Origin of the sequence: Hyphomonas sp. KY3, assembly GCF_017309975.1 — a bacterium.
In the GTDB taxonomy this organism is placed as follows: Bacteria; Pseudomonadota; Alphaproteobacteria; order Caulobacterales; family Hyphomonadaceae; genus Hyphomonas.
In genome coordinates, this window is record NZ_CP022271.1 from 1462702 (window position 1) to 1487316 (window position 24615).

The 24615-nt window shown below is 59.7% G+C and carries 24 protein-coding genes; 4 read left to right on the forward strand and 20 right to left on the reverse strand.

Annotated features, from left to right (window positions below; genetic code table 11):
- Positions 1-2: 2 nt before the first annotated feature.
- From CFA77_RS07315 to trbB, 10 genes are read right to left on the reverse strand one after another with little or no spacing between them, the layout of a single operon-like run.
- Complete coding sequence (locus tag CFA77_RS07315) at positions 3-239, reverse strand: DUF2274 domain-containing protein (RefSeq protein WP_206992905.1); 237 nt, start codon at positions 237-239, stop codon at positions 3-5.
- Positions 236-1495 carry a TrbI/VirB10 family protein gene (locus tag CFA77_RS07320; protein ID WP_206992906.1) on the reverse strand — a complete coding sequence of 420 codons (1260 nt, stop codon included), beginning with the start codon at positions 1493-1495 and terminating at the stop codon, positions 236-238. The genes CFA77_RS07315 and CFA77_RS07320 overlap by 4 nt, the downstream gene beginning before the upstream one ends.
- Positions 1492-2499: a P-type conjugative transfer protein TrbG gene (gene trbG / locus CFA77_RS07325; protein ID WP_206992907.1), complete on the reverse strand. Its 1008-nt coding sequence runs from the start codon at positions 2497-2499 to the stop codon at positions 1492-1494. Before trbG ends, CFA77_RS07320 begins: the two co-directional genes overlap by 4 nt.
- Entirely contained in the window at positions 2496-3194 is a 699-nt protein-coding gene (trbF, locus tag CFA77_RS07330) for a conjugal transfer protein TrbF (protein ID WP_206992908.1), read from the reverse strand. The genes trbG and trbF overlap by 4 nt, the downstream gene beginning before the upstream one ends.
- Before the next feature lie 5 nt (positions 3195-3199).
- Positions 3200-4519: a P-type conjugative transfer protein TrbL gene (trbL, locus tag CFA77_RS07335; RefSeq protein ID WP_206992909.1), complete on the reverse strand. Its 1320-nt coding sequence runs from the start codon at positions 4517-4519 to the stop codon at positions 3200-3202.
- A 6-nt stretch (positions 4520-4525) separates the two neighbouring features.
- Positions 4526-5239: a P-type conjugative transfer protein TrbJ gene (gene trbJ, locus CFA77_RS07340; RefSeq protein WP_034828886.1), complete on the reverse strand. Its 714-nt coding sequence runs from the start codon at positions 5237-5239 to the stop codon at positions 4526-4528.
- 11 nt (positions 5240-5250) lie between these two features.
- Positions 5251-7689 (reverse strand): conjugal transfer protein TrbE, encoded by a 2439-nt coding sequence (gene trbE, locus CFA77_RS07345; RefSeq protein WP_206992910.1) that lies wholly within the window; start codon positions 7687-7689, stop codon positions 5251-5253.
- A complete protein-coding gene (locus CFA77_RS07350; protein ID WP_206992911.1) occupies positions 7683-7937 on the reverse strand; it encodes a VirB3 family type IV secretion system protein in 255 nt (84 codons plus the stop codon). The genes trbE and CFA77_RS07350 overlap by 7 nt, the downstream gene beginning before the upstream one ends.
- Positions 7937-8269 (reverse strand): TrbC/VirB2 family protein, encoded by a 333-nt coding sequence (locus tag CFA77_RS07355; RefSeq protein ID WP_034828881.1) that lies wholly within the window; start codon positions 8267-8269, stop codon positions 7937-7939. The genes CFA77_RS07350 and CFA77_RS07355 overlap by 1 nt, the downstream gene beginning before the upstream one ends.
- A gap of 13 nt (positions 8270-8282) precedes the next feature.
- Entirely contained in the window at positions 8283-9263 is a 981-nt protein-coding gene (trbB, locus tag CFA77_RS07360; RefSeq protein WP_206992912.1) for a P-type conjugative transfer ATPase TrbB, read from the reverse strand.
- Positions 9264-9557: 294 nt separating this feature from the next.
- Between trbB and CFA77_RS07365 the strand changes: the two genes are divergently transcribed.
- On the forward strand, positions 9558-10622 hold the full coding sequence (locus CFA77_RS07365; protein WP_206992913.1) for a DUF3800 domain-containing protein: 1065 nt from the start codon (positions 9558-9560) through the stop codon (positions 10620-10622).
- A gap of 2 nt (positions 10623-10624) precedes the next feature.
- A complete protein-coding gene (locus CFA77_RS07370; protein ID WP_206992914.1) occupies positions 10625-11491 on the forward strand; it encodes a hypothetical protein in 867 nt (288 codons plus the stop codon).
- 299 nt (positions 11492-11790) lie between these two features.
- Here the strand turns inward: CFA77_RS07370 and CFA77_RS07375 are convergent, their stop codons facing one another.
- Positions 11791-12168: a hypothetical protein gene (locus CFA77_RS07375; RefSeq protein WP_206992915.1), complete on the reverse strand. Its 378-nt coding sequence runs from the start codon at positions 12166-12168 to the stop codon at positions 11791-11793.
- A gap of 3 nt (positions 12169-12171) precedes the next feature.
- Complete coding sequence (gene traG / locus CFA77_RS07380; RefSeq protein WP_206993190.1) at positions 12172-14094, reverse strand: IncP-type conjugal transfer protein TraG; 1923 nt, start codon at positions 14092-14094, stop codon at positions 12172-12174.
- A gap of 281 nt (positions 14095-14375) precedes the next feature.
- On the opposite strand from traG, the gene CFA77_RS07385 reads away from it, so the two are divergent.
- Both CFA77_RS07385 and CFA77_RS07390 read left to right on the forward strand, forming a co-directional pair.
- Positions 14376-16142, forward strand: a complete 1767-nt coding sequence (locus tag CFA77_RS07385) for an SIR2 family protein (protein ID WP_206992916.1) — start codon at positions 14376-14378, stop codon at positions 16140-16142.
- Positions 16139-17572, forward strand: coding sequence for a hypothetical protein (locus CFA77_RS07390; protein ID WP_206992917.1), 1434 nt, complete (start codon positions 16139-16141; stop codon positions 17570-17572). Before CFA77_RS07385 ends, CFA77_RS07390 begins: the two co-directional genes overlap by 4 nt.
- 53 nt (positions 17573-17625) lie before the next feature.
- Here CFA77_RS07390 and CFA77_RS07395 read toward each other — a convergent pair whose 3' ends face one another.
- From CFA77_RS07395 to CFA77_RS07430, 8 genes are all read right to left on the reverse strand, one after another.
- Complete coding sequence (locus tag CFA77_RS07395; RefSeq protein WP_206992918.1) at positions 17626-17961, reverse strand: hypothetical protein; 336 nt, start codon at positions 17959-17961, stop codon at positions 17626-17628.
- Between the two features lie 77 nt (positions 17962-18038).
- Positions 18039-19976, reverse strand: coding sequence for a DUF3363 domain-containing protein (locus CFA77_RS07400; protein ID WP_206992919.1), 1938 nt, complete (start codon positions 19974-19976; stop codon positions 18039-18041).
- A complete protein-coding gene (locus tag CFA77_RS07405) occupies positions 19973-20668 on the reverse strand; it encodes a S26 family signal peptidase (protein ID WP_206992920.1) in 696 nt (231 codons plus the stop codon). Before CFA77_RS07405 ends, CFA77_RS07400 begins: the two co-directional genes overlap by 4 nt.
- A complete protein-coding gene (locus tag CFA77_RS07410; RefSeq protein ID WP_013301514.1) occupies positions 20658-20912 on the reverse strand; it encodes an AlpA family transcriptional regulator in 255 nt (84 codons plus the stop codon). Before CFA77_RS07410 ends, CFA77_RS07405 begins: the two co-directional genes overlap by 11 nt.
- A 240-nt stretch (positions 20913-21152) precedes the next feature.
- Complete coding sequence (locus CFA77_RS07415; RefSeq protein ID WP_013301513.1) at positions 21153-21476, reverse strand: DUF736 domain-containing protein; 324 nt, start codon at positions 21474-21476, stop codon at positions 21153-21155.
- Between the two features lie 456 nt (positions 21477-21932).
- A complete protein-coding gene (locus tag CFA77_RS07420) occupies positions 21933-23954 on the reverse strand; it encodes a ParB/RepB/Spo0J family partition protein (protein WP_206992921.1) in 2022 nt (673 codons plus the stop codon).
- Positions 23951-24424, reverse strand: coding sequence for a hypothetical protein (locus CFA77_RS07425; protein ID WP_206992922.1), 474 nt, complete (start codon positions 24422-24424; stop codon positions 23951-23953). Before CFA77_RS07425 ends, CFA77_RS07420 begins: the two co-directional genes overlap by 4 nt.
- Positions 24421-24615 (reverse strand): hypothetical protein, encoded by a 195-nt coding sequence (locus CFA77_RS07430; RefSeq protein WP_013301510.1) that lies wholly within the window; start codon positions 24613-24615, stop codon positions 24421-24423. The genes CFA77_RS07425 and CFA77_RS07430 overlap by 4 nt, the downstream gene beginning before the upstream one ends.

The window sequence follows — 24615 nt, forward strand, 5'->3', positions numbered from 1 at the left end:
TGCTATTCTCCTTTGCTGGCTCTGGCATGAAGGGCCTTGCGGGCCCGCTTGAACCCGGCATCCGAATTGAGGAACATCTCCAGCATGGCAGGCACCAGGGTTTCAGGTTTCTCTTCCGCGCCATAGGTCTCGGCATAGATCACCGCATAGTCGGCAAGCGCGGAAGCAAGATCAGGGTCGACAGATACGGTGAGTTTTACCGGCGTCCTGTCGGGAAGTTGTCCGATGCGAAGGCTCATGGCCGACCTCCCTCAGAATAAGGCCGCAGCACAAGATCACGCGTCACGATCACCCGCACCGGCCAGCCGGGACGTATGCGGACCGTTGGTTGGATGCCGAGATTGCGGTCGACAACGCGCTGGCCGGCTTCGGAAACGCTGTCCCCGAACCCGCGCCGGATTGCTCGTTCGACATCATCATCGTCAGAGCCAAGTTCTGAGCCGATGCCAAGCAGTGTCGCGAGCCCGGCGCCCGCAAAGACGCGGTCCCAGTGATGGTCGGTCCTGTCGGAGACGCCCGCATAGCCCTGCGCATCGGCGGCGGGCTCCGAAATCTGCAGCGAGCTGCCATCTGGCAGGATGATCCGGTCCCAGATGAGCAGCGCGCGCTCCTGGCCGAAAGAGACTTCTGACTGGTAGCGCCCGATCAGCCGCGCGCCCTGTGGGATCAGAACATGCGCGCCGCTCACTGTGTCATAGACGGGTTGGGTCACCTGCGCGATGACCTTTCCCGGCAGGTCAGAATTCAGCCCGGTGACAAGCGAGGCCGGGATCAGCGTGCCCGCCATCACCTGATAGGGCGAGACCGGGGTCTCGACATCATGCGGGTTGTAGATGTCGCCGTTCCGGCGCTCTGCCGCGAACGCGATCTTCTCTGCCTGGAGGTTCTGGTCGGGCGAGCTTGCAAAACCCGGCGCGCCTGCGCCTTGGGCGGCAAGCGCCAGCAATTCCGAGCCGAGACTGTTCGGCAGGCCTCCCGGTGCAGACACTGACCCAGCCAGTGACTGCCGGTTGCCGACGTCGAAGAAGACGCCCGCCTTGCCGGCTGCATCGGCGAGTTTTGCATCGGCCAGCCTCTGCGCGCGGATGGCCTCATCCTCGGCAGAGGGCCGGAAGTCATCTGACGGCACGACATTCCAGTCAGGCTCAAGACCCCATTCTTCCTCTTCCGCTACGACAGTGCCGCCAAGGTCACCCGCCATGGGCGCACCGAGTCTTGGCGTGTCACCCGCTGGTTGCCAATTGAGGTAGGAGTTTGGCAGGTCAGCGAGCCCATCCGGCGCGCGCTTGGTCGCCGTATTGTAGAGTTCCTGCCGGTCTGCCGGATCGACCGCCTTTGGCGGATCGAGCGCGATGGAGGCGGCGGCAAAGAGGCCCAGCACGCCCAGACAGGCGCCCGCCATCAGGACCTTGCGGTTGATCCGCGTCACCGGCCGCGGCCGCGCGCGCAGCTTTAGCTCGTCGGCCTGTTTCGGAAAGGGGGCCGGCTCGCTCATCCCTCGCCTCCGAACAGGCTGGCAAGGCCGGAGCGTTGGACCCGCTTGCGGATTCGCACGACGGTCTGCTCCTTCTCACCGATCCGCAGCTCGGCGGCGCGGAAGAGATGATCGACGATGTAGTAATTGCCGCGCAGGCGATAATTGACGAGTTCGGCGTCGCCCGACGCGCCAAGGATGAAGAGTGGCGGGGCATCCATTGTGGCAAGCCTGGCGGGCATCTGGATGAAGACCTGACGTCCGTCATCGAACACACGCACAGGCCGCCAAATCGGCTTGTCACCCTCAATGACATAATCGAAGTCCAGCCGGTCGACCGCAACGCCCGGCGCAATGGACGCATCCTCGCGCACGGAGGCAATCTTGTTGCGGGAAACCAATTCAGCGAGTTCGTCCGCCGGATAGCGCCAGGAGAGGGCCGCCATATAGGTCCCATCAACGCTCTCGAGTTCTAGATGATAAGTCCGCCGGTCCGTCGCGATCATGAGATTGGTCGAAAGACCAGCCGCGATCGGTTTGACCAATACGTGCGCGCGAGCCGCGCCGCCGGACCCGGAGGAGGTATCCCCGACAATCCAGCGCACCGTATCGCCTGCCGAGACCGAGACCAGCGTCTCCCCTGGCTGCAGCGCAATGTCGGACACCTGGCCCGGCGCGGCATAGAGCCGGTAGAGCGCCCCTTCTGTATAGGGATAGACCTGGATCGCGTTCACATAGCCATCGACGGAGGGCTCGATCCGGGCCTCGGTCGTGCCCTTGCGGATGGTCTCGGTCGGAGACGTGTAGATGCGCGTCACTGTGCGCTTGGTGCCTTCGACGGGCTTCATCTGGCCGGGCAGCGCCAGCACCGTCGGTGTCTCGACAATCTCGACAGGGCGCTCCGGCACGTCTTCGACGAATGCCGCTTCGACAAAGGCGGTATCCTCGATGACGGACTCCGGCGGAACGCTCGCGCAGGCCGTGGTCAGGGCGAGAACAGATACAAGGCTCATTGTACGGATCATTTTGTGTCTCCTGTGACAAGGTCTTCGCCCCAATTGAGGCTGTGGATGTAGAGGCCGAGGGGATTGGCGCGGAGGGTTTCCGCATCGCGGGGCGGGGAATTCACAATGGTAAAAAGACCGGTGAACCGTTTGACGCCGGTCAGCGCGCCATTCTCATAGGTCTTCTCGAGCCAGCGTGCCTGGAAGGACTCGTCTGAGACCCTCACGACGCTCACGACATCGACACTGCGCGAGCGCCGGCCGATCTCGGCGAAAGGATCATTGTCGCGGGCATAGTCGCTGAGCGTGATCGCCGCCTTGTCGGTGACATAGTCATAAGCGGCGAGCCAGTTCTGCCGGACGATAACAGGATCAATCGACAGGCTGCGGACATCGGAAATGAAGTTTGCAAGATGATGCGCGATCTGCGCGTCTGTCGGTTCATAACGCGCAAGCGCAGGCCCGACCGCCTTCACAGCCCCCGTATCATCAACTTCGACCACATAGGGCGTGACGGTTGATTGCAGGCTGCGCCAGACAAGAGCCACAGAGGATGCCGCCAGCAGTCCGAGCAGGCCCAGCGCCATCAGCCGCCAGTTCTTCGCCTGGACGCGGGCCGAACCGATCCGCTCGTCCCAGACCTGGCCCGCCTTCTGGTAGGGCGTTTCGGGATGGGGGCTTTGCCCGTAATGGGTGGAGGTGCGCCGGAAGGCCATGTCGATCAGTCCTCTTCGTTTCGGAGTTTCGGATTGTCGCCCGCCATGCCGCGATCACCGTCCTTCAGGGCATGGACCGTGATCGCACCGGCATGCTGCAGGCGCTGTTCTGTGCGAAGCCGGCGCGCCCAGGCGGGACTGGCCGAGCTGCTAGACGGCACGTCGCCGGAACCTGCTGCCATCGTGCCGCCGGTCGCGGCAAAGGCGGCTTCGCTGCCGCGCCGATAGGCATTGTCGACAGAAGCAAAGGGCCGTCCTGCCATCCGGCGGAGCGTATCGCCTCCAGCCTGCGCGACGCCTGCGACACCTGCTGCCGCCTCGCGCCAGCCTGTCCGGCCAGAGGCCATGCGGCCAAGGTCATAGGAGGTGCGGGCGCCGCCGCTCATCGACGCGCCCGCCTTAACAGCGCCGGATACGCCGCCGAGCGCTGCGCGGCCTGCCGCGACTGTTCCCGTCGTCGCCAGCACAGCGCCTGCACCGACTGCGGCGGTTGTGCCGACCACAGACCCCGCGCCAAGTTGAGGCGCGCCGGTCACAAGGCCGGAGGCGATGCCGGGCGCAAACACGCCCATCCAGAGAAAGACGATGGAAGCGAGAACGGTGCCCATCACTTCAGCGAGGGTCACATCACCGGGACCGCCGAAGGCGTCCGTGATCGAGGTAAACAGCGTCGATCCAATCCCGATCACAATGGCGAGCACCATCAGCTTGATGCCGGACGTGACGACGTGGCCGAGGACGCGTTCAGCCAGGAACGAGGTCTTGTTCCAGAGCGCGAAGGGCACGAGCACGAAGCCCGCCAGCGTCGTGAGCTTGAACTCCAGGATCGCGACGAAGAGCTGGACCGACAGCACAAAGAAAGCGACGAGAATGATCGCCCAGGCAATCAGCATGACCGCGATCAGGATGAAGTTGTGAAAGAAGCGGATCGGGCCCAGCATGTCGCCGATCTCTTCGAGAAGCGGCTGCGCTGCCTCGAACCCGACCCCTGCAATATAGCCGGGCCGCATCAAATCATCCGCCGTCAGCGTAGATGATCCTGCCTTCACGCCGAGATCGGCAAAGCTCGCAAAGAGGATGTTCGCCAGGATGGAGAAATTGCCGAGTATGAAGGCGAAGAAGCCGACATAGAGCACCTTCTTGAGGAGCCCCGAAATCACATCGGCATTCTGCGACAGGGCCCAGAATAGCCCCGCCAGCGTGATGTCGATCACGATCAATGTGGTCGTCAGATAAGCGACATCGCCTGCGAGCAGGCCGAAGCCTGAGTCGATATAGGCAATGAAGGTTTCGAGGAACCGGTCGATGACGCCCATTTCTTCCATGGCGGTCTAGTTCCCGAAAAAGCTTTGAAGGCGCGCCCGGCCGCGTTCGGCCTCTTCCAGCTCGCGCGCCCGGTCGAGCGCCTCAGCGCGGTAATGGGCGGCCATCATGGCTTCCATCTGCATGAGCTGTTGAGCCGACATGGCTTCGATCTGGTTGCCGGCCTGCAGCACCTGGAGATTGCCGATTGCGGTCTGGCTCTCTTCGACAAGACCCGTCAGCGCCTCGGCATCGCGCGCATTGTCCCGGACCGTCTCGGCGACCATGAGGAGCGTGTGCTTGTGCGCCGAGCGGGATTGCTGCCAGCGCGCCCGCGCATCCTCGACAAGGACGGCATTGGCAGGCGGCGTCTCACCATAGGTTTCGGGATAGAGGTCTTCGTAGTCTCGTTCGACCTCCTCGACGCCGTATCCAATGCCGTCTGCTTCCTCCATCAGTTCGCCGATCCGGCGGATACGGTCGGCGATGATGGCACGGGCAACCTCGACGGGCAGTGTCTCCAGATCCCGAGCCATCTTCTCGATCATGTCGATTTCATGGGTGAGCTGACGGATCTGGTTGTCGATCTGCTGCAGGGCCCGCACCGCCTGGAGGATGTTCTCGGCATGGTTGGTCGGGTCGTAGACTATGCCGCCGCCGAAGAGCTGCGCGGAGGCCGGCGGGGCCATCAGGCCCGAGAGCGGAATGGCGGCGAGGGCGACAGAAGAGAGAAGGGCTTTCATGTGAGGGGCTCCTATTCAGCGGCAATTTGGGAGAGGGGTGCGTCTGGCTTCTCGGCCAGTAGGTCTGCTGCCCAGCCAAGCTGTTTCAGCTCCAGCCAGCTCCGGGCGAAGCCCGCTTCGGCACCGGCTTCGAGAAGCCCGTCCATGAGTTTCTGGTCGGCGGGGGACGCCGCCCCACAGAAGGCAAGCGCGACATCGCCAAGGCCGAGCTCGAACAGCCGGTAGCCAAGGGGCGAGGTGTAGTAATAGTCCCGCTTCGGGATGGCCTTGGCGAGGATGTCGATCTGGCGGTCATTGAGCCCGAACTGGCGATAGATCGCCTGGGCAGTCGGTTCCAGCGCCCGCTCATTCGGCAGGAAGATCCGCGTCGGGCAGGATTCAATCAGGGCAGGCGCAATCGAGGCCCCTTCAATGTCGGCAAGCGACTGGGTCGCAAACACAACGGCTACATTCTTCTTACGGAGCGTCTTCAGCCAGTCGCGGAGGCGTGCGGCAAAGACCGGATGATCGAGGAACAGCCAGGCCTCATCGAGAATAAGCAGGGTTGGCCTGCCATCGAAGCGATCTTCCAGCCGGTGGAAGAGATAGGTGATGACGGGCGCCACCGCGGACGGTGTCTGCATCAGCTCGTCCATCTCAAAGCAGGCAATCGAGGAGAGGTCGAGCGCTTCGGCATCGCTGTCGAGCAGATGCCCGTAAGCCCCTTCCAGCGTGTAGGGATGAAGCGCCGCTTTCAGCGTATCGGATTGCAGGACGAGGCTCAGCCCCGTCAGTGTGCGCTCGGCAACAGGCGCTGAAGCCAGTGACCGTACCGCGTCCCACAAGACGGACTTCAGGTCTGGCGTGACGATCACGCCTTCGGCTTCGATCAGGCCGAGCAGCCAGTCTGCGGCAAAGCTCGCGCCGCGGTCGGTATCGATGTCCCGAAGCGGCTGTAGGGCCGGACGCTCATCGCCGGCGAGCGGCAGCCAGGTGCCGTCCATGGCCAGCGTCACCGCGCGTGCCGATCGCCCCTTATCGAAGAGGAAAGCCTGCGCGTCTTCATAGCGCTGCCATTGCGCCGCGAGCAGTGACAGGAGGACCGACTTGCCGGACCCAGTTGGCCCGATGATCAGCGTGTGACCGACATCGCCGACATGCAGGTTGAGCCGGAATGGTGTCGTGCCTTCGGTCTGTGCCTCGATCAGCGCGCGATCGGAGAGATGGTCGTTCCACGCATCGCCTGCCCAGACCGACGAGATCGGCACAAGATGGGCAAGGTTCAGCGTGTGCAGGATCGGCTGGCGGACATTGGCATAGACATGTCCCGGCAGCGAGCCGAGCCAGGCCTCGACGGCGTTCAGTGTTTCGCGGATGGTCGTGAACCCGCGACCATTGATAACCCGCTCGACCGCGCGGGTCCGCTCCTCGACCTCTTCGCGGGTAGCGCCCATCAGTGTCAGCGTCGTGGTGACATAGCCATAGGAGACCAGATCGGAGCCGAGTTCCTGCAAGGCCGCATCGGCATCGGCAGCTTTGTTGTCGGCATCATTGTCGAGTAGTGCAGCCTGCTCGTTGAACAGTGTCTCCCGCAGGACCGCGCCAACGGATTTGCGCTTGGCAAACCAGTGCCGTCGCTTCTTGGCGAGGAGTTTCTCGGCCTCGGCCTTGTCCATCGCGATGTAGCGGGTCGTCCAGCGATAGGAGAAGCCGAGCCGGTTGAGCTCATCCAGCATGCCGGGCAGGGTCGAGGCCGGAAAGCCAAGCAAAGTCAGCGTTGCAAGGTGTGCCTCGCCGATGCGCGGCTCCAGACCGCCTGCAAAGGACTCATCGGCGAGCACCGCATCGAGAAAGACCGGCAGTTCCGGAACCGACACCGTATGACGCTTCGACGAGATACAGGCATGGAGATAGGTGAGCGTCTCTTCATCCGAGAGCGGATGGATTTCATCCATGGCGGTTGAGAGCAGGTCCTGCGTCTGCGCCGCGCGGGTCTGGAAATGTTCAAGCCGCTGACGCCAGTCCTCGCCATCCCGTTTCTCCGGCCGCTCGATCAGCGCCTTCTCAGCCCGGCCCGTCGCATCGGCGGGCGGAAGCCAGAGGAGGGTGAGATAATAGGCGCTCTCGAACCGGGCACCGGTCTCCTCGGCGGCGGCGCGCCGCTCCTGCTCGATCAGCCAGGCGGCAGCGCATGCAAACTCACTCTCTTCCAGCGAGACCGCTTCCGCCCGTACCGCCTCGAAAAAGAGTGCCCAGCCGGACCCGAACCGGCGAAGCACATTGTTGACCCGTGCGGTGACCGCAACGAGTTCGGCTTCCGTCGAGCTTTCAAGGTCGGGGCCACGATAGCGGAAGCTTGTCTGGAAGGCGCCGTCCTTGTTGAGGACGACGCCCGGCGCGACGAGGCACGCCCAGGGGAGGTAGTCTGCGAGGTGTGCCGGTTTCGCCGCGTATTCGGAAAGGTTTAGCATGAAAGATGTTCCTTTTGGCGGGCAGACCGGATTGTGACGGCGAGAAAGTCGGGGTCAGACCGGGCCACGAGGACGGCCAGCGAATGTCCCGCCACCCAGACCACAAGCCCCGGTATCCAGAGCCTGAGGCCGAGCGCCAATGCTGCCGCGATCGTCCCGATGGCAATGGCAGCCGAACGCGGCGCGCCCGCCATCAGGATAGGTTCGGCGAGCGAACGGTGGAGGGGGATCTCGTAGCCGTCGAGCATCAGAGCACCGCGCCGCCGCCGAAGCTGAAGAAGGTCAGGAAGAAGGACGTGGCCGCAAAGGCGATCGACAGGCCGAACACGATCTGGATCAGCTTGCGGAACCCGCCGGACGTTTCCCCGAAAGCGAGCGTCAGCCCGGTGAGCGTGATAATGATCACCGCCACGATCCGGGCGACCGGGCCTTCGATCGATTGCAGGATCTGATCGAGCGGGCCTTCCCAGGGCATGCCGGTGCCGGCGGCATGGGCAGGCAATGACACCACACTCACCGAGGCGAGCAGCACGCCGACCTGAAGCGATCGGTTGAGGGCCTTGATCTGGTCGTAGAACATGCGTCGGGTCTCCTTAGTTGACGATGTTGAGAAAGGGGGTAGCAAGCGGCTCGGTCCGGTATTCGGTGCCGTCAAAGCCGGTAATCCGGAGCGCCTGCTCGACGCGGCGCGCGCCGCTTGCGCGGGACATGAAGATGATCACGTCGACTGCCTCGCCGATCAGGGCGTGGGGAAGGGCGGTCGTCGCTTCCTCGACAAGCTGTTCAAGCCGCGTGAGCGCCCCGGAAGCCGAGTTCGCATGCAGCGTGGTGATCCCGCCCGGATGGCCGGTATTCCAGGCCTTGAGGAGGTCAAGCGCTTCGCCGCCGCGAACTTCGCCGACAATGATCCGGTCAGGCCGGAGCCGCATGGTCGAGCGCACAAGATCGCGGAGTGTGATGCCGGACCGGTGCGTCCGCAGTTGAGTCACATCCTCGGCGGAGCAGCGAAGCTCGCGCGTATCTTCCAGGATGACGATCCGGTCTTCAGCCAAGGCCGGTTCAGACAGCAAGGCATTGGCAAAGGTCGTCTTGCCGGAGGATGTCCCGCCGGCAACGACAATATTGAGTCGGTCTTCCAGCGCCTGCCGGAGCCCCACACAGAGCGCCGGCGTCAGCGCGCCTGTCTCGACATAGGTGTCGAGTGCGATGGGATGGCCTGCCGGTTTGCGGATCGCAAAGCAAGGGGCTTCGGACACCGGCGGCAGAATACCTTCGAACCGTTCGCCGGAGCCTGGCAGTTCGGCCGACACAATGGGTGAGGCCCGGTCGCAGGCTTCGCCGACAGAGGACGCCACCAGCCGGATGATCCGCTCGCGCTCGGCGCGGCCCAGCGTCTCGGCCGCGCGCTGCAGGCCGAAGCCCGCTTTCTCGACCCAGACCGAGCCATCGGGATTGGCGAGGATTTCGATCGTATCGGGAGCCGCCAGCGCTGCCCCAACCGGCCCGTCAAAGGCCGTGCGGAGCATCGCCGTACGGCGGGTCTCGGTCTCGCTGGGCTGGGGCAGGGCAGACATGGTTAGGCGTGGTCCTCATCAGTGATGGGACCAGCATCAGGGCATCAAATGCCGCCGCACAGTTGGGGCCGGAGGACACGAAAGGCGCTAGTGGGAAGTCAGAGGATGCAGAGGGGCAACTTACGGAAAAGCGCATCGCCGCAGCTTTGATCAGCATCTCCAAAGTCGCGAAAGTTGACATTGTCGCTAGAGTAGCTGCGGGGAGATAGCCATTCGGCTTCGGGGCCCGTGACGATGACCCGATGCCGAGCGCGAAATGGCCCTATATACTGAGGGCGAACGGGAGGAATGGGCATGGAGTGTTTCCGGATTGATGAAAGCGGCTACGCAGGGTTCGATCTGCTCAATCCTCAGCAGCGTCTCCAAGGTGCGGCAGCGATCGCGATTAGCGACGATGACGCCGCCCGTCTGATCGAGGAACACTTTCCGCGCCGCCAAGCCATAGAGTTGAAGTATCGCGCCCTGTCACGACGTCCCAGCAGCCGGCCCCATCTACTGGCGCTGCTGCGCGACGTATTACAGAGCTACAAGTGCGTCACCCACGTCTTGGACAAGCGCTTCATGCTGACTCTGATGTTCTGCGACTACGCCGTGGAACCATGGTATTATGAGCGCGGAGTCAATTTCTACGCCGACGGCCAGAACTACGCGATGGGATCGCTGCTGAGCGTCGTGGGACCGACGCTGCTTGGGGCTGAGCCATTCGAGGCCATGCTGGCGGCTTTCCAGAGCGCGATGAAAGAGAAGACTCCCGAGAGTCTCAGGACTCTCGTCGCCGCGGCGCGCCGTACCAAATGGCAGGCATTTCCCGAGGCGATTGGGCCTCTGGCGAGAGATGCGTGCCCGCAATGCCTGCGAGCTATCGCCACGCCGGGTATCTCGACCGACATTGCCATGGTGGTGATGCAGGCGTTGATCAGCCGAATGGAAGTCATGGCTGACGGCCCCTATCGCGTTGAGCACGACGAATCGAAGAATCTAGCCACCTACCACGATTTGATACAGGCTTTTATCGATCATACTGATGAAATCGAACTGCGGCAGACGGCGATCGCAAGCTTCAAATTTCCCCTGAAACTGACGGAAGTGGCCCAGGTAAACTCCAAGACCAGTCCGGCCATCCAGTTGGCAGACGTGTTGATCGGTGCCGTGATCGAGGCGGGCAACATCATGACCGGCCAACGAACGGAAGGGCTTGATCCAGATGCTCTCCTGCCCCTCTTCAAGGATGATCAATTGATCCACATGCTCCCGGACCTCGATTTTGAAGCGCAGAAGCAATTCCGCAGAGGCACCCAGGCGTCGGAGGTAATCGATTACTTCGCTGCAAACTTCGCCTCCAAAGGCAGAGTGTCCTGATTATGGCCGCAAAGATGTGGAAGGCATCCAAGTCCCGCAACCCAGCCGAGGTCTACAATGAGAAGAGGCGGATCATCTTCGCCCAGATTCAGAAGGACCCAGCGGTCGCGAAGACTTGGCTCGAGGGCTATCGCGATACGCTCGGTCCGGCGGGTTATGCGGGCCTGAAGGCGGAGGTCGCCTTCTTCGAACAGTACCATAAGGACCTCAATTTAGTCGTCGCGGCCGACATCGGCGATGCGACCGACTTTGTCGGCGTCGTGGACGGCGCCATGCACCGGATCGACGTCACGACCAATGTCGCTTTTAAGCGACTGGCTTCCTACGAGCCCCTACAATTGAAAGGTGCACTCTATAAGGTCGCTGTGTTTGATCAGGGTCGCTTCGACCTGGTGGATATTAACTTTCCATTTTGCGAGCATTGCAAGAGCGGTCGTATCCTGCCGACTGCCGTACTGTTGGAGGAAAATCACAATAGGCACGGCGACAGCCAGTGGTCGAACGACCAGCTTTTGGTCAACATCTGCAGCGCTTGCGGCGAAGTTGAAGTCGCCGACCGCATCACCACTCCATTCCTTTACGATTTCCAGTCGCTCTACCGCGATCTCAACGAGGCTAAGCACGAGGCTGAAGACTTCGGCGAGACGCCGATCGACGTTCGCGCAGAGGCCGGTGCTTATGCGCGCCGCGCAAGCCGCTATTTGTCAGACTTCTTCGGAACCCGCCTAGTCGCGATTGGCGGCAAGAGCTACGAGATCACAAATCCACGCGACGGCGACGGATACTGGGCGGTTAGGTTTGAGGATCAGCTTCCACTCGTGCAGGAGCACCTGCAGGATAACTATCCATGGGACCTCACACATGGCTGAATGCCGCGATCGGACATGGCACTGATCGATGCAGAGAGCGTCGGCTTTTGAATCTCGCGGCTGCAAATTGTCATTCGGGCGCCGCCCTCAATTCAAGCAAGCCCGAGCGGAAGCGAAACGCACAATGGCGTACGACCGGCGGTTATGACAACGCATTATGTTGCTTGGTAAGGTGTGCGAGAATCTCTGTCGGCAGGGCAACTACCTCGACGACACTATCAATTGATGTACTTGCATCGGGAAAGTGGAGAGTTCTTTTTGAGCTTAAACCTGCCAGCTCGACGCAGCTGCCTGAACGATCAGTTCCAGATATGCGGGTTAGAGCGCTCGACGACGCGCTTGGTCAGCGCTTCCAACTCAATTCGTGCGCGCGCCGCATCTGCCGGCGTCTCGAACGGGCTCTTGCCGGGGCGCTGCCTCAGCCATTCGAAGATGAATTCGATCAAGAGGTCCGTCTGGAACGCTGTTCCGGTCTCAAGCTTCTCGATCTGGTCTTCGACACGTTCCAGCCGCTGGATGATCGCCGCATCGGGCCGACCTTCAGGCGGTGTAAACAGCAGGGTCAGCGCCTCATCGATCAACGTGCCGACATGGACACCATGCTCGGCGGAAAACTGCTTTACCTTGTGGTGGTTCGCCTCGGAGACGCGGATATGAAGCCTTGGATTGCGCGCCATGTCCTAAAGCTCCCATCCGCCATATTCCTGGACTTGAAGGTAGTAGCGCGCGATCTGGTCCTGAATGCCGCCGCGCTGCTGCGGTGCGCGCTCATCCTCCGTGGCAATGTCCTGTGAGACCTCATCGTCATCGCTGATGTCCGGTCCCACCGCTCGCGCCAGCCCCCCGGATTTACCGTCAGAGGGCGATGGTCCAGATCGGTGATAACCGCCAAATCGCGATGTATTCGCACCGGCAGCGGCAATCGGCAGAGCGCCGACCCGCTCCGTGAAATTACGATCTTCGTAGTAGCGAAGTTTCTTCGCGCGAATCGGCGGATGGCTCGCCAGAAAGATCAGCGCGTCGTCGGCCGGCATCTGCATGACCTCACCGGGTGTGAGCAGCGGCCGTTGGGTTTCCTGTTGCGAGACCATGACATGACTGAGCCAGGGCGCGAGCCGGTGCCCGGTATAGTTCTTCTGGTTTCGCTGTTCTGTCGTGGTGCCGAGCATGTCGGAGATGCGCTTGGCGGTGCGCTCGTCATTCGTCGCGAATGCGATCCGGACATGGCAATTGTCGAGAATGGAATTGTTCTGACCATATGCCTTCTCGACCTGGTTCAGAGACTGAGCAATCAGGAAGACTCGGATCCCATAGCCCGCCATGAAGGCGAGCGAACTCTCGAAGAAGTCGAGACGTCCTAGCGCTGGGAATTCGTCTAGCATCAACAGGGTCTGCCTACGGTCCTGCCCATCCGGCAGCTCTTCGCACAACCGCCGTGCAATCTGATTGAGGATCAACCGCATCAAGGGCTTGGTCCGTGACAGGTCAGACGGTGGAACAACCAGATAGAGGGACGCTGGCATCTCACCCCGAAACAGATCCTCGATCCGCCAATCTGAACCGGATGTCGCTCTCTGGACGACCGGGTCGCGGTACAGTCCCAAGAACGAGATTGCCGTCGATACGACCGACGATTTTTCATTCTCAGACTTGTTCAGTAGCTCCCGTGCCGCTTCCGCTACAACCGGATGCGTCAATGGGCGGTCACGGCTCCCCAGATGGTTCGCCTCCAGCATGCGCTCCAGCGTGTCATCGATCGGCCGGGCCGGATCAGAGAGAAGCGTCGCCACGCCCGCGAGCGACTTGTCATCTTCGGCGTAGAGAACATGCAGAATGGCGCCAACCAGCAGCGAATGCGCCGTCTTGTCCCAATGGCTACGTCGCTCCAGAGACCCATCCGGATCGACGAGGATGTCGGCGACATTCTGCGCATCACGGACCTCATGCGCGCCAAGCCGAACTTCCAGCAATGGATTAAACCGGGAACTCGACAAATCTGTAGGATCGAAGCGTACGCATCGAGAGAAGTCCGATCGCCATTTCGACGTCAGTGCCCAATTTTCTCCCTTGATGTCATGAATGATCGCATTGCCGGTCCAGGAAAGAAGGGTAGGTATCACCAGCCCCACACCCTTGCCGGATCGGGTCGGCGCGAAGGCCATGACATGCTCGGCGCCAGCGTGCCGGAGATACCGTCCTTTGAGGCGCCCCAATACAACACCTGACGCACCAAGCAAACCAGACCGGCGAACATCCCGGACCGAGGACCAGCGCGCCGATCCATAAGTCGTTGCATTCTTCTCGCGTCTTGCCCGCCAGAGCGACGCGATGATCGCCATCACAATCCCGGCGATGCCGCCCAGCGAGGCAATCATGCCGGCACGCGCAAACACGTCCGGAGCATAAGCATCATAGGCATACCACCACTGGAACAGCCGCCAGGGCTTGTAGACCGGCTGACCCGCAAGCTCGAACCATGGACCGCCCAAGCGAGGCTGATGGTCAAGAACCCCCGCCACCCACTGCGTCGCAATCCACACCGAACAAGTGATCAGGAATAGCGTCAGCAGGAACTGGCCGAGTAGAAATTTTGTAGGCGTAATATCTTGGCACCTCCGATGCTAGGCGGCGCATGATGTCATTGGGTATTGGAAATGTGATTAGATTTCGGGGGAGTTCTAAGTAAGTGAAAGCGAGGCTATCGTTGCGCCGCTCGATTTTGAATTAGAACAAATATTGAATACATGACTGGGCGTGCGGCCATTAACTCGACTGATTGATTCGTGGCCTCGAATCGCTGAACCTACAGAATTAAGACGAGATCTAACTTTGAGGTGGGTACCCTTTTTCAGGTACTGTTGAGCCTGACAAATGGATTCGCTCAATGCTTGGGACACAAAAACAAGAATTGTCAGCGGACCTGACACTCGATCTTCCAACATTTCTTCGAAAATTCGAGCAACGCGCTGAGGGCGTCATGTGGTTGCTTGGTGCCGGCGCTTCGAGAGCGTCCAACATCAAAACTGCCGACGACATGATTTGGGACTTCAAGTCGCGACTGTATCGGTCTGCCAAGCAGATACCTGCGAGCGCAATCTCAAATCTCAGCGATGCTCGAACGCAGGAAATTCTGCAAAAGTTTTGTGACGATACGGGACAATACCCAAGACTTTGGGACGAGGCGGAATATGCCGAATATTTCGAAGCGACGTATCCTGATGCACAAGATCGTCGTCGCTATATTGACGGAATGATTAGAGGTGCCAAGCCGAGCTATGGTCATATGGCTCTTGCGCATTTGATGAAGCGAGACCGTGCGCGCGTCATCTGGACGACCAATTTTGACCGGGTCATGGAAGATGCTGTCGCGAATGTTTGGGGTACTACGACTGAATTGACTGTTGGAGATTTGGGCGAGCCTGAACGGATTTCGACAGCTTACGCTCAACAAAGGTGGCCAATCTACGCCAAACTTCATGGAGATTTTCAATCTGAGAAACTGAAAAATACTTCCGGAGAGTTGGCGATCCAAGACAAACAAATGCGGGACATCTTGTTGGACACGTGTCGAAATCTTGGATTGGCCGTTTCAGGATATAGCGGGCGCGACTCTTCAATCATGGCTGTGCTGAGGGAAGCAATAAATGGCGGTAAGGGCTTTCCCAATGGGTTGTTTTGGTTTGTTCGTGAGACTGACCATCAGTATCCGGAGCTGATTGGCTTAATTAGTGATGCCAAGGCTGCTGGCGTCGACGCATGTTTCGTAAAGGCAGAAAGTTTCGACGAGCTTTTTTCTGACATTATCCGCTATTTGCCGGATACCGAAGACCTTACGATCCAGCTCGATGACAAGGGGAAGATCGCACCGAGGAAACTGGATTTGTCGAGCAGATCTCCGTCAGTACCATTTGTTCGAACAAATGCACTTCCGATCACGGACTACCCGAAAACAGTGCGCCTCGTAGATTGCGAAATAGGCGGCGCTCGCGAAATTCAGGAGCGCCTCAATGAATTGGACTCGTCGCTAATTGCATCACGAATCAAGAAGGGGGTGTTGGCATTTGGCGATGATGGGGAAATAAGGCGCGTGTTTGGTGATGCAAACCTTCGCTCATTAGATACACATAGCGTTATAGCGGAGAGGTTGGCGTTCGAGTCTGGCGAACGTTCACTCCTGAGGGATGCACTGTTTAGATCGCTGTCGATGCACAGCGGATTTGAATTGCACAGAGCGGGACATCGCCACTACTTTCGAGCGGACGGCGGTCAGCCAAGCTTCGACTTAAGCGCGTTGCAAACCGCAGTACAGCTGCTTAACGGGACTACAAGCGCAGGCTTGCCTTGGAGTGAAGCCTGCCAGTTGCGGCTCGACTATAAGATGGATCGGCTTTGGCTGCTTGTAAGTCCTGTCGTGCTCGTGGATTTCGACGATGGTACGCCAGATGACGCGAAAGCTGACGCAAAAGAGTTTCAACGCGAACGTCGTGTGCGCAGGTACAACCTCCAGAGTAACTCAATTTTGGATGGGTGGATCCAGGCGATATTTGGCACAACCCGGGATGCGGTCACTCTAGGCATTGAAGGTGGGACAGGAATTGGCGCGAGATTTGAAGTGCTGCCAGTGACCGCGTTCAGCGGGCTCCAATTATGACCAAGTCAGTCAATCCGTTCAATCTCCCCCGCCACAAGAGACTAGCTGAACCCTTGCTAAAATTTGGCAACGCAGATCCTGAAACATTTGGTCTGCATCCACTGCAGGGGCTTCTGGACAACGGTCCCTTTGGAAAGCTCCGCCTCGCCAGTGTTTCCAACCCTATTCGCATTGCTTTTGTCGGCCAGCAGTCGATGCTTGGACGTCTGAGGCATTTGGTCAACGAATTGAACAGCCGCCATCAGCCCAAGGAACGCAAAAACTATCTTCCAGAATATCCCGGTTTCGATCGCATTTTTGAAGTTTCAATCGCAAAAGCTCGCGACGATGCGGCGATCATTTTACCTGATGCTCTAGATAGCCGTGTTGAATCCTCAAGCGCGCCACACAGAGTGCTTGCAGAAGCCCTTACCGGTGCACTGTCGAGCTTAAGGTCTCAGCGTCACGATTTTGATGTCGTTTTCATGGGGGTCCCCGCGAAATGGCACCAGGGATTCGGTGGAACCGATGAAGACGATTTCGACCTGCACGACCACCTAAAAGCATATTCGGCATCAGCAGGTATGCCGCTTCAAATTATCAGAGACGACCGAGCCCTCGACTACTATTGCCGCTGCAGCGTGATGTGGCGGTTGGCGATCGCGACTTACACAAAAGCAGGAGGTGTTCCCTGGGCGCTGGCCAATACCAGGCCGAAAACAGCATACGTGGGTATAGACTACGCTCTCCGGTCGAGCACCGACGCGCCATCCCGTTTTGCCATATGTTGCGCGCAGGTTTTCGATTCAGATGGCGCAGGACTGGATTTCATAGCTTATGAGGCGGAGGATGTGTCTGTCTTCAGGCGCAATCCGTTCATGCATAAGGAGCAGATGCTGAAGTTAATGGCGCGTAGCCTTTCGATATACCAGTCTTGTCATGCCGGCGATCTTCCACAGCGTGTCGTGGTATTCAAAAATACCGAATTCCGGAAGCCTGAGATTGAAGGTTGTTTAGCCGCGTTCAGGAATGTGCAGGATGTTGAACTGCTACAGGTTCAAGAAAGCCACGGCTGGCAAGGTATGCTGTTTAGTCAGCCGAAGTCCGCAGAGAGACATCCATGCCATCGAGGGCAAATTTTGCCGTTGGGTGATCACGAAGCGTTGCTATGGACGCAAGGGAATATCCCGGAAATGGCCGGAAACCGTGGATATTTTTATAAAGAGGGAAAAGGCATTCCTTCGCCGTTGTTGATTACGAGATTTGCTGGCAGGGGCGACTTCTTCGACGTCTGCGAGGAGGCGCTGGCGCTAACAAAAATGAACTGGAACAATGACGGTCCCTACACGCGTCTTCCAGTAACGCTAGAGTATGCCGATGTGCTTGCCCAAGTGATCAAGCGGATGCCGAAGTTGGAAGCAAAGCCTTACCCGGTACGGCTATTTATGTGAGGGTTGAGTGGTCTAACTTGGCCGATCCAGTGAGATCGCCAGAGACCGGATTACTATTTCTCAAAATAGAATAGGAGTTGGTTTGCCTTACTTGTCTCTGGGTCGACGCTAACAACGCGATGAATTTTCTTGCTGTCGAAGCTAGCCCTCAGGATTTCATCCTCTGTAAGACCCACATGGCGGATGAGATGTAGCGCCGTCCGCTGTCCACTCTTATTAAGTTTTAGATCTTCTTGACGTACGCGTTTCAAATAGGCTTTGAGCTTTGAAGTTTTCGACCATCGTTCCAGCTTGTAATTCAACCAAGCCAAAAGCGCTCCGAGAAAGGTCAGGATTGCGCAAACATTAGCGATTGTTGAAAGCATGTCCTTTTGGGCACTATCCAGCATCTGCAGTCTCGCCCCCTGTGAGTAAACTCAACCAGAAAGCACTAGTTTGTCCACCAGCGCCAGTACAATCGGGATCCTCAGGAAACACCAATTCTGGACCGACCCAACGTCCACTGGATTGAGCTACGCGAACGGCTGAGCGTAACTTCGCGGCCAAGCCAGACTAAATTCGTAGCGGATACTGGAACAAGCGTGTAGCGATCTCGACCAGTAATCACAGCAAATTGGCCTTGAGCCATCTCGACGTGCCGCGAATAGGTCCCGGAAAATTCAACCCAGTTTTCCTGATGTGCAAAGGGTAAGTCTGTGCGTGCGCTTTCGGCTTTCAACGCTTTCTCAAATTCAGCTCTCTTGAGACGCTCAGCCTCGTCCGCGGTCAGCTGACCATTTGGATCCAGCATACGGCCCTCGCTTCGCAACCAAGCCTTTCGAACATTGAGCGACTTTCGCATTTCGTCCGCAAACGGGCCTGTAGCGCCATCCAGCACCTCGGTGTCCATCCGATCCAGCCACGTTTCAGCATGTCGTTCAGCGAGCGCTTCAATCGGTAGCCAGGACCGAACACTGATTGCGAGGCTCTGCCTTCTGGCTTCGGCGTTTAGGACGCGTTCCTCGAAGTTACTTGGGACATACCAACTTCCATCAGCATTCCGCTCAACAACGCCGAGCCGCCTCAGAGCCTCCAGCCGACGCTTGTGCGCCAGCCGAAACGCCGGCGAACTCGATGGATCAGCCGCCTTATGCAGCTCCTCCGAGTACACCCCGCCATTTCGCTCAGCGATCGCTGCAATCGTCCGGTCCGCAGGCTTCGGCTCCACTGCCTTTCGCCCCACCGAAACAATCCCGCCAGGCTTTGGCAACTGAACCGCTTCCTGCTCTGTCATCTCGATGGACCAGACCCGACCATCTAGGCCCTCAATCAGTGCTGTCGTCCCGTTCCGCAATTCATCACCAGGCAAATTGGCGGCGAGCCGACCCAGGATTTCGCCAGTGGAGTTGAATTCACGGGGCAGGGCATGCAGACGCGATGTATCGATCTTCCGGCCTTCAAGGTTGGCCAGCGTTCGAATTATGTCACCACGCCTGCCGAGTGCTCTCAGTGTAACCTGCCAGCCCTCTTTCAACGTCCAACGGCCGCCTTCCTGCCGTGAGGCGAGATCTAGCGTTTCCAGGAACCGCAAGCGGCGTTTCACGACCGCACCATCGAACCTCAACAAACCGCCGCGTTCACTCTCTGGCGTGTAACGTCCATCGACCAACGACCGCGCTATGTCATGATCAACCGCCGTCAGCGCCTCGCGCTCGGCCTCGTTCGATCTCGCCGCCGCCATTTCTCTGAGCCGTCGCTGGCCTAGCTCGCGCGTCACCAGCTCCTGTGCCCGCGCCCGAAATCCCTGCGTGATGTACTTGCGGTCGATCAGCAGTTCACCATTCCGCGTGTTTCCGCCGCGGATCACGATATGGACATGCGGCTGCGCCGTATCGTGATGATTGGCGGCTACCCAGTCGAGCCGGCGGCCGAGATCCTTCTCGACCTGGCTCATGAACTCCCGCGTGAACTGCGTCAGATCTTTCATCTGTTCGGCATCTTCCGGCGAGACGATCAGCCGGAACTGCCGCTTGTCCTTGTCGGCCCGTTCATTGAACGATTTTGCATCCGCTTCATCGACACTCCGGTCATAGAGATTTCCGCGCTCGCGATCGCGCCCGGCACCTTCCCGGCGGATGTAAGCAATATGCTTTGAGAAGCCCGCCGCGCCGCTTGGACCTGCCCGCGCAACATGCACCTTCACGATGACGCGCCGAGCCCGCTGGTTCGACCAGTGCCGGGCAAGGGCGGCCTGTACTTTTCCACGCCCTGCATGACGCACAGCGCCCGGTGCCAGGGATTTGCGGCCACGGCTGCCAAGCCGCCCCTTCGCGACGACGCGTTTCAGCCGCTTCAGCTGGGTCTTTGCCTTGCCCTGCGACCTGATCTTTCCGAGGCGCGGAACGAAGTCGAAATCGTCACTCACGGTTCCAAGCGCGCAGCGGATTGCAGATCCGTGCACCCGCTGTCCGGCGCCGGGTCACATAGAAAAGGATGTGCAGACAATGAGTTAAGTGTCGCTGGGTGACACTCCCTTAATCTTGCCCTCCGGGACACAGAATCCATTCCCGTCCCGCTATCTATCGCTTTGACGGTCGCCTGATCCTCAGCCGACCGGTCGCCATAAGTCCATATGGACCTGGCGACGCCAATGATGCGCGCGCCGTCCTGAACGCCGAAGTATCGTCCATCGACTGACAGGGGATGAGAGTTGAGCAGGAAAACTTCGCCGGCTTTGAGGGTCTGACAGCCCTGCCAGGCGGGAAGGGCGCTGCCGGACTCGGTTACTTTGAGCGCATCAACAGATGTGATCCCGTTGATGGAGACCTGCGTATCGCATCTGCAAATCTCGTCACCGGACAGGCCCGCAACATGCTTCAACAAGGGCCAGTCGGCGCCAACAATTCCCTCATCGTTCAGCCAATGTCGAACCTCATCTGAGGGCGCAAACGCTACCAGATCGCCTGTCGAAATTCGCGCCGACCGGTCAACAAAGTAAAGACCCTTGGGCACGCTTTCCGTCCGGTTCCAGATGAAGTCGGACCGGTTGATAATGCTGGCGGAGACCATGAGGCCTAGCCCGCATCCCATGCCTAACAACGCGGTTCTACGACTCATCGCGAAGGCCTGTCCCCATGAACCTACGTCCATTAGTGTAAGCGATGATGTCCTTGCCGCGATACCAGACCTTGGCGCCGATCTTGTGATAAACCGGGCCTGTTCCCAGCGAACGCATATTGACCAGGGTCTTCGGTTTGAGGCCGAGATGGTCAGCGGTTTCATCCGTGTTCATCCATTCGGTCGGGGTTGGGAGGTTTGATTTGGGTCGAAGCTCCTCTCCACTTCTATTTGTCTCTGTCATAGCGTTGCTTCTCCTTTCCTCTACGCAACTCGAAGCCCTGACAGATTGCCAACTCATCCTCAGATTAAGAGTGTCGAACTTGCACCACACGCTCGCGACACCCTTGAATTCCCAAAGAAACCTCACGTTAGAATGCAGCGCTGATAGGCGTATCAGCACCTTCGTTTCAGACCCTTTCGGCATGAAAGAAGACCGCTCCGGAGATGTCTCCGGAGCGGCTTGGCAAGGCTGTGATCTACCCTAGTCGCGCGCGTTCCAGAGGATGACGTGCCGGCCTTTCTTGCCCTTGACCGGGGCAAGGTTCGCGAAGATCCGGCGCGGTCCGATCTGCGGGTCTGCCAGCGTCAGCGAGACATAATCGCGTCCCGATGCCTTCGACTTGCGCATCCAGCCGCCGCCGATTTCGGTCGAGGTTTCACCGGCATAGATGCGGTAGTCCGGATGTCCTTCTTCGGTCTTTTCCGCATTCTTCTCGATGCGGATTGCGGCAGAGAGGTTCATCATTGCGAGGGTGCCTTCAAAGCCGGACTTGGTCTCGCTGACATATCCGAGTGCGTTTGCCATGGGGGTCTCCTTTTCTTTCCTTGGCTAAGTCTCCGGGAACCCCTTGTCCCCGTCGACGCCGGACCGCCCGGACGGGGGCTGAGCGGCCAGAACCCGATAGGGGCGAAGCGTATGCGGAGCACCGCCTGAGGCGATGAAATTTGCCGGGCGAGGAGCCGCGCAGCGGCGGGGAAATTTCTTTGCCTCGGGTGGTTTCATGGCCGCTCAGTCCACGTCCAGGTCTTCAAGGCAAAGACGGGAGCAAGGGGTCCGTGAAATGCTTTGCGGGAAGAATTCAGGCCCCTCTTCATGCGCATCTCGATTGTCCATCGAGACCTCAAGACGCGCGATTTTTGTGAAGGCATTTCATGGGTCGCCCAGGTTTTGGAGCCACAATCCCCAGCCCCAGAAAGCGAAAGGCCGCCCGGCGATACCCACCGGACGGTCCCTCACGCTGGCTGAGCAGGAGACGATTATTCAGGCAGCGTCCTGATGCTCAGGCGTCTCATCGGACGCGTTTTCCGCTCCCGCTTCGAACAGGCTCGCAATCCGTGTCCACGCATCGGCGGGCGGTGATCCGGCCCCGTCGACAAGGCGGGTCGGTGGCACCTGCATCCAGCCCGGTCGCCAGTCAGGATTGGCCTCGCAGCCCTCGCCTTTGATCCGGTTTGCGAGCACGTGCTTCTGCGCCTTGCCCGTCTCGGCGCGGCACGATTCCGCGAGCGACAGGGTCGCAATATCGCCAATCATCGCATTGATGGCGCGCTTGTCCTTGGTGAGATCGAAGAAGGCCTCGTCTGGTTTCCAAGCCGCCGAAAGGTCGGTGCCGCAGACATGCAGGACGGCTTCCACGATGCCATTTCCGGCCTCGAGTGTGCGGGCCATCACCGTCGCAAGCACCTGCAACACTTCCCCGTCCGACATGGCGAGCAGCGCGGAGAAAAGCTCGCACAAGCGGTAGTCATCGCCGTTCCGGCGAAGCGCTGGACTGACGTTGAGCGCCTTGAACAGGGCGTCGGTCTGCGCCGTCGCTTCGGCCAGTGCAGCTACAGATACCCCGCTTTCCACACTCGCCTGCGTCTCATCCTTGCGGGCGCGAAGTTCGAAAGGCCGGACATCCCAAAGCGCGCTCCCCGCCATGGCATGCGCCACCATCAAGCGGAGGGCAATCGCGGGGGATGTGGCCAAACTCGCCTGAGCAGCCGCGTGGCGATGAAGCAGGATGTATTCCGCGAGCGGGCCGGACATTTCTGGCCGAACGGCTGCCGGAACGGCATCGCCTTCACCCTTCGAACCCTGTTGCCGCTTGCGGGCCTCGGCCGAGGTTACTTGTCCCTCGTGGAACTGGACCGTCCCGTCATGGCGGATTTCGATGAAGACCTTGCCGCCGTCTTCCTTGGCGCACTGGACATACTCCCATCGGTGGAAGTAGGCCCCGCGCTCAAGGCAGATAACATCAGTCCAGCCGTCGGCCCTGTGGGCCTCGACCCGCTCGGCAATCGCGGCGTATTGTGCCTTCCAGAACTGATCCGCATCCGCAAAGACGCCATGCTCGCCAAAGAGGTCGGCAGTGACCTGTCCCTCATAGGCATCAAGATCGAACAAGGCCTTGTCGGTCGTGATCGTCGTTCCGCCCGTGATCCAAGCCTTGCACGACCGCCCCATCGGGGCGCGTTCGGTTTCGCTCTGGAAGAGGCGGAACCATTCGGCCTGCTGTTCTGGCGTCGCAAGCGTAAGCGCGCGGATCGTTTCGCGGTCCAGTTCGTCTTCGGCGTAGAGTTTCCGTATCGGTTCGTCGAGCGAAGCAAGCGCGAGCACACGGCGCACCAGAAGCTCAGTCACTCCGAAGAAGCTGGCGATATCCTCCAGCGCCTTGCCTTCATCGTTGAGGCGCTTGAACGCCTCATATTGCTCCATTTCTGTCGCAGGAAGGCGTCCGACATTTTCGATGACAGATGCCGCAATCGCGGAGGCCGCATCCTTTTCAGTCATGATCGCGCATGGAACGAACGGCACCTCGCCTGTCTCCTTCGCGATTTCTTTGAGCGCAAAAAAACGGCGGCGTCCGGCGATGACGCCATAATATTTGCCTTCGCGGCGAACGAGCAAAGTCTGACGCAATCCGCTCTCCCGGATGGACGGCAGAATGTCGGATACGTCCGGCTTCTTGCGCCCATGCCGCATATTGAGTTTGGAAATCCGAAGCTCGTCGAGCGGGATGTGTTTGAGGTCGGGCTGTGCCATGGAGGTCTCCTTTTCTGGCGGGTAAAGCGAGAGACCCAGCGCCCACGCGGGGCCTCTCCAGTTGATCTTGGTGAAGGGAAAGCCGTCCGCGTCCCGGCTTGGTTGGGGGTCGGTCTCGCCCCAGTCATAATCGCGGATCGTGATCAGCGGCGCGCGGCCCTCGACCCAGATTTCGGCGACCTGGGCCTCGGCAACGACAAGCGTCATACGGGGCCGTGGGCCGAGCAATTCAGTGAGGGTGCGGGCCGCGCTCATGTCGCGGCCCAGCCTGTCACGGTCGCCGCAAGCCGCGAGGCTGCGGCACGCCCTGCGTCCAGCGCCTCCGGCAGCAGCTCGTTCGCAACCGTGGTGAGATAGCTGTTATCCGTGCCGGGATAGTTGCATTCGACGCCCCAGAGGCTGGCGGCATGACGGCCCAGTTCAATGCCGTCGCGCTCGACCGAAAGCACGATCCCGCAATAGAACCACTCGCTCTTGCGCCATGCTTCCATGACGGCTTCCGCCTTGGCCTGCGCCTCGGCGAAGCGCTGGCGGAAGCTGTTGCCCGGCCCGATGAAGCCGGGCGCATCCTTGTAGAGCGACGGCCAGAACCCATCCTGCCGCTGGTCCGGCGCATCGAGGCAGTCATCGGCAACAATCCGGGCCGTGACAATGAAGCCCTTTGCCTCGCAACTGATCGCATCGCCTTCGCAGGCGTAGGCATCGAAGTGCTCGGTAAAGCTCATGACGCCCTCCGAAGCTCGAATCCCATCCGGTCGCAGAGTGCGCGCAGCTCGCGCGCCTCTGCCTCGTCGAACTCGTCACCGGACTGGTGATAGATCGTGCCCTGCGCGAACCCTTGCGGGGTCTTCACGACATGCGCCCAGCGATAGGGGCCAAGGCCATCTTCGCGCGGTCTTGCCTGAAATCTCGCCAT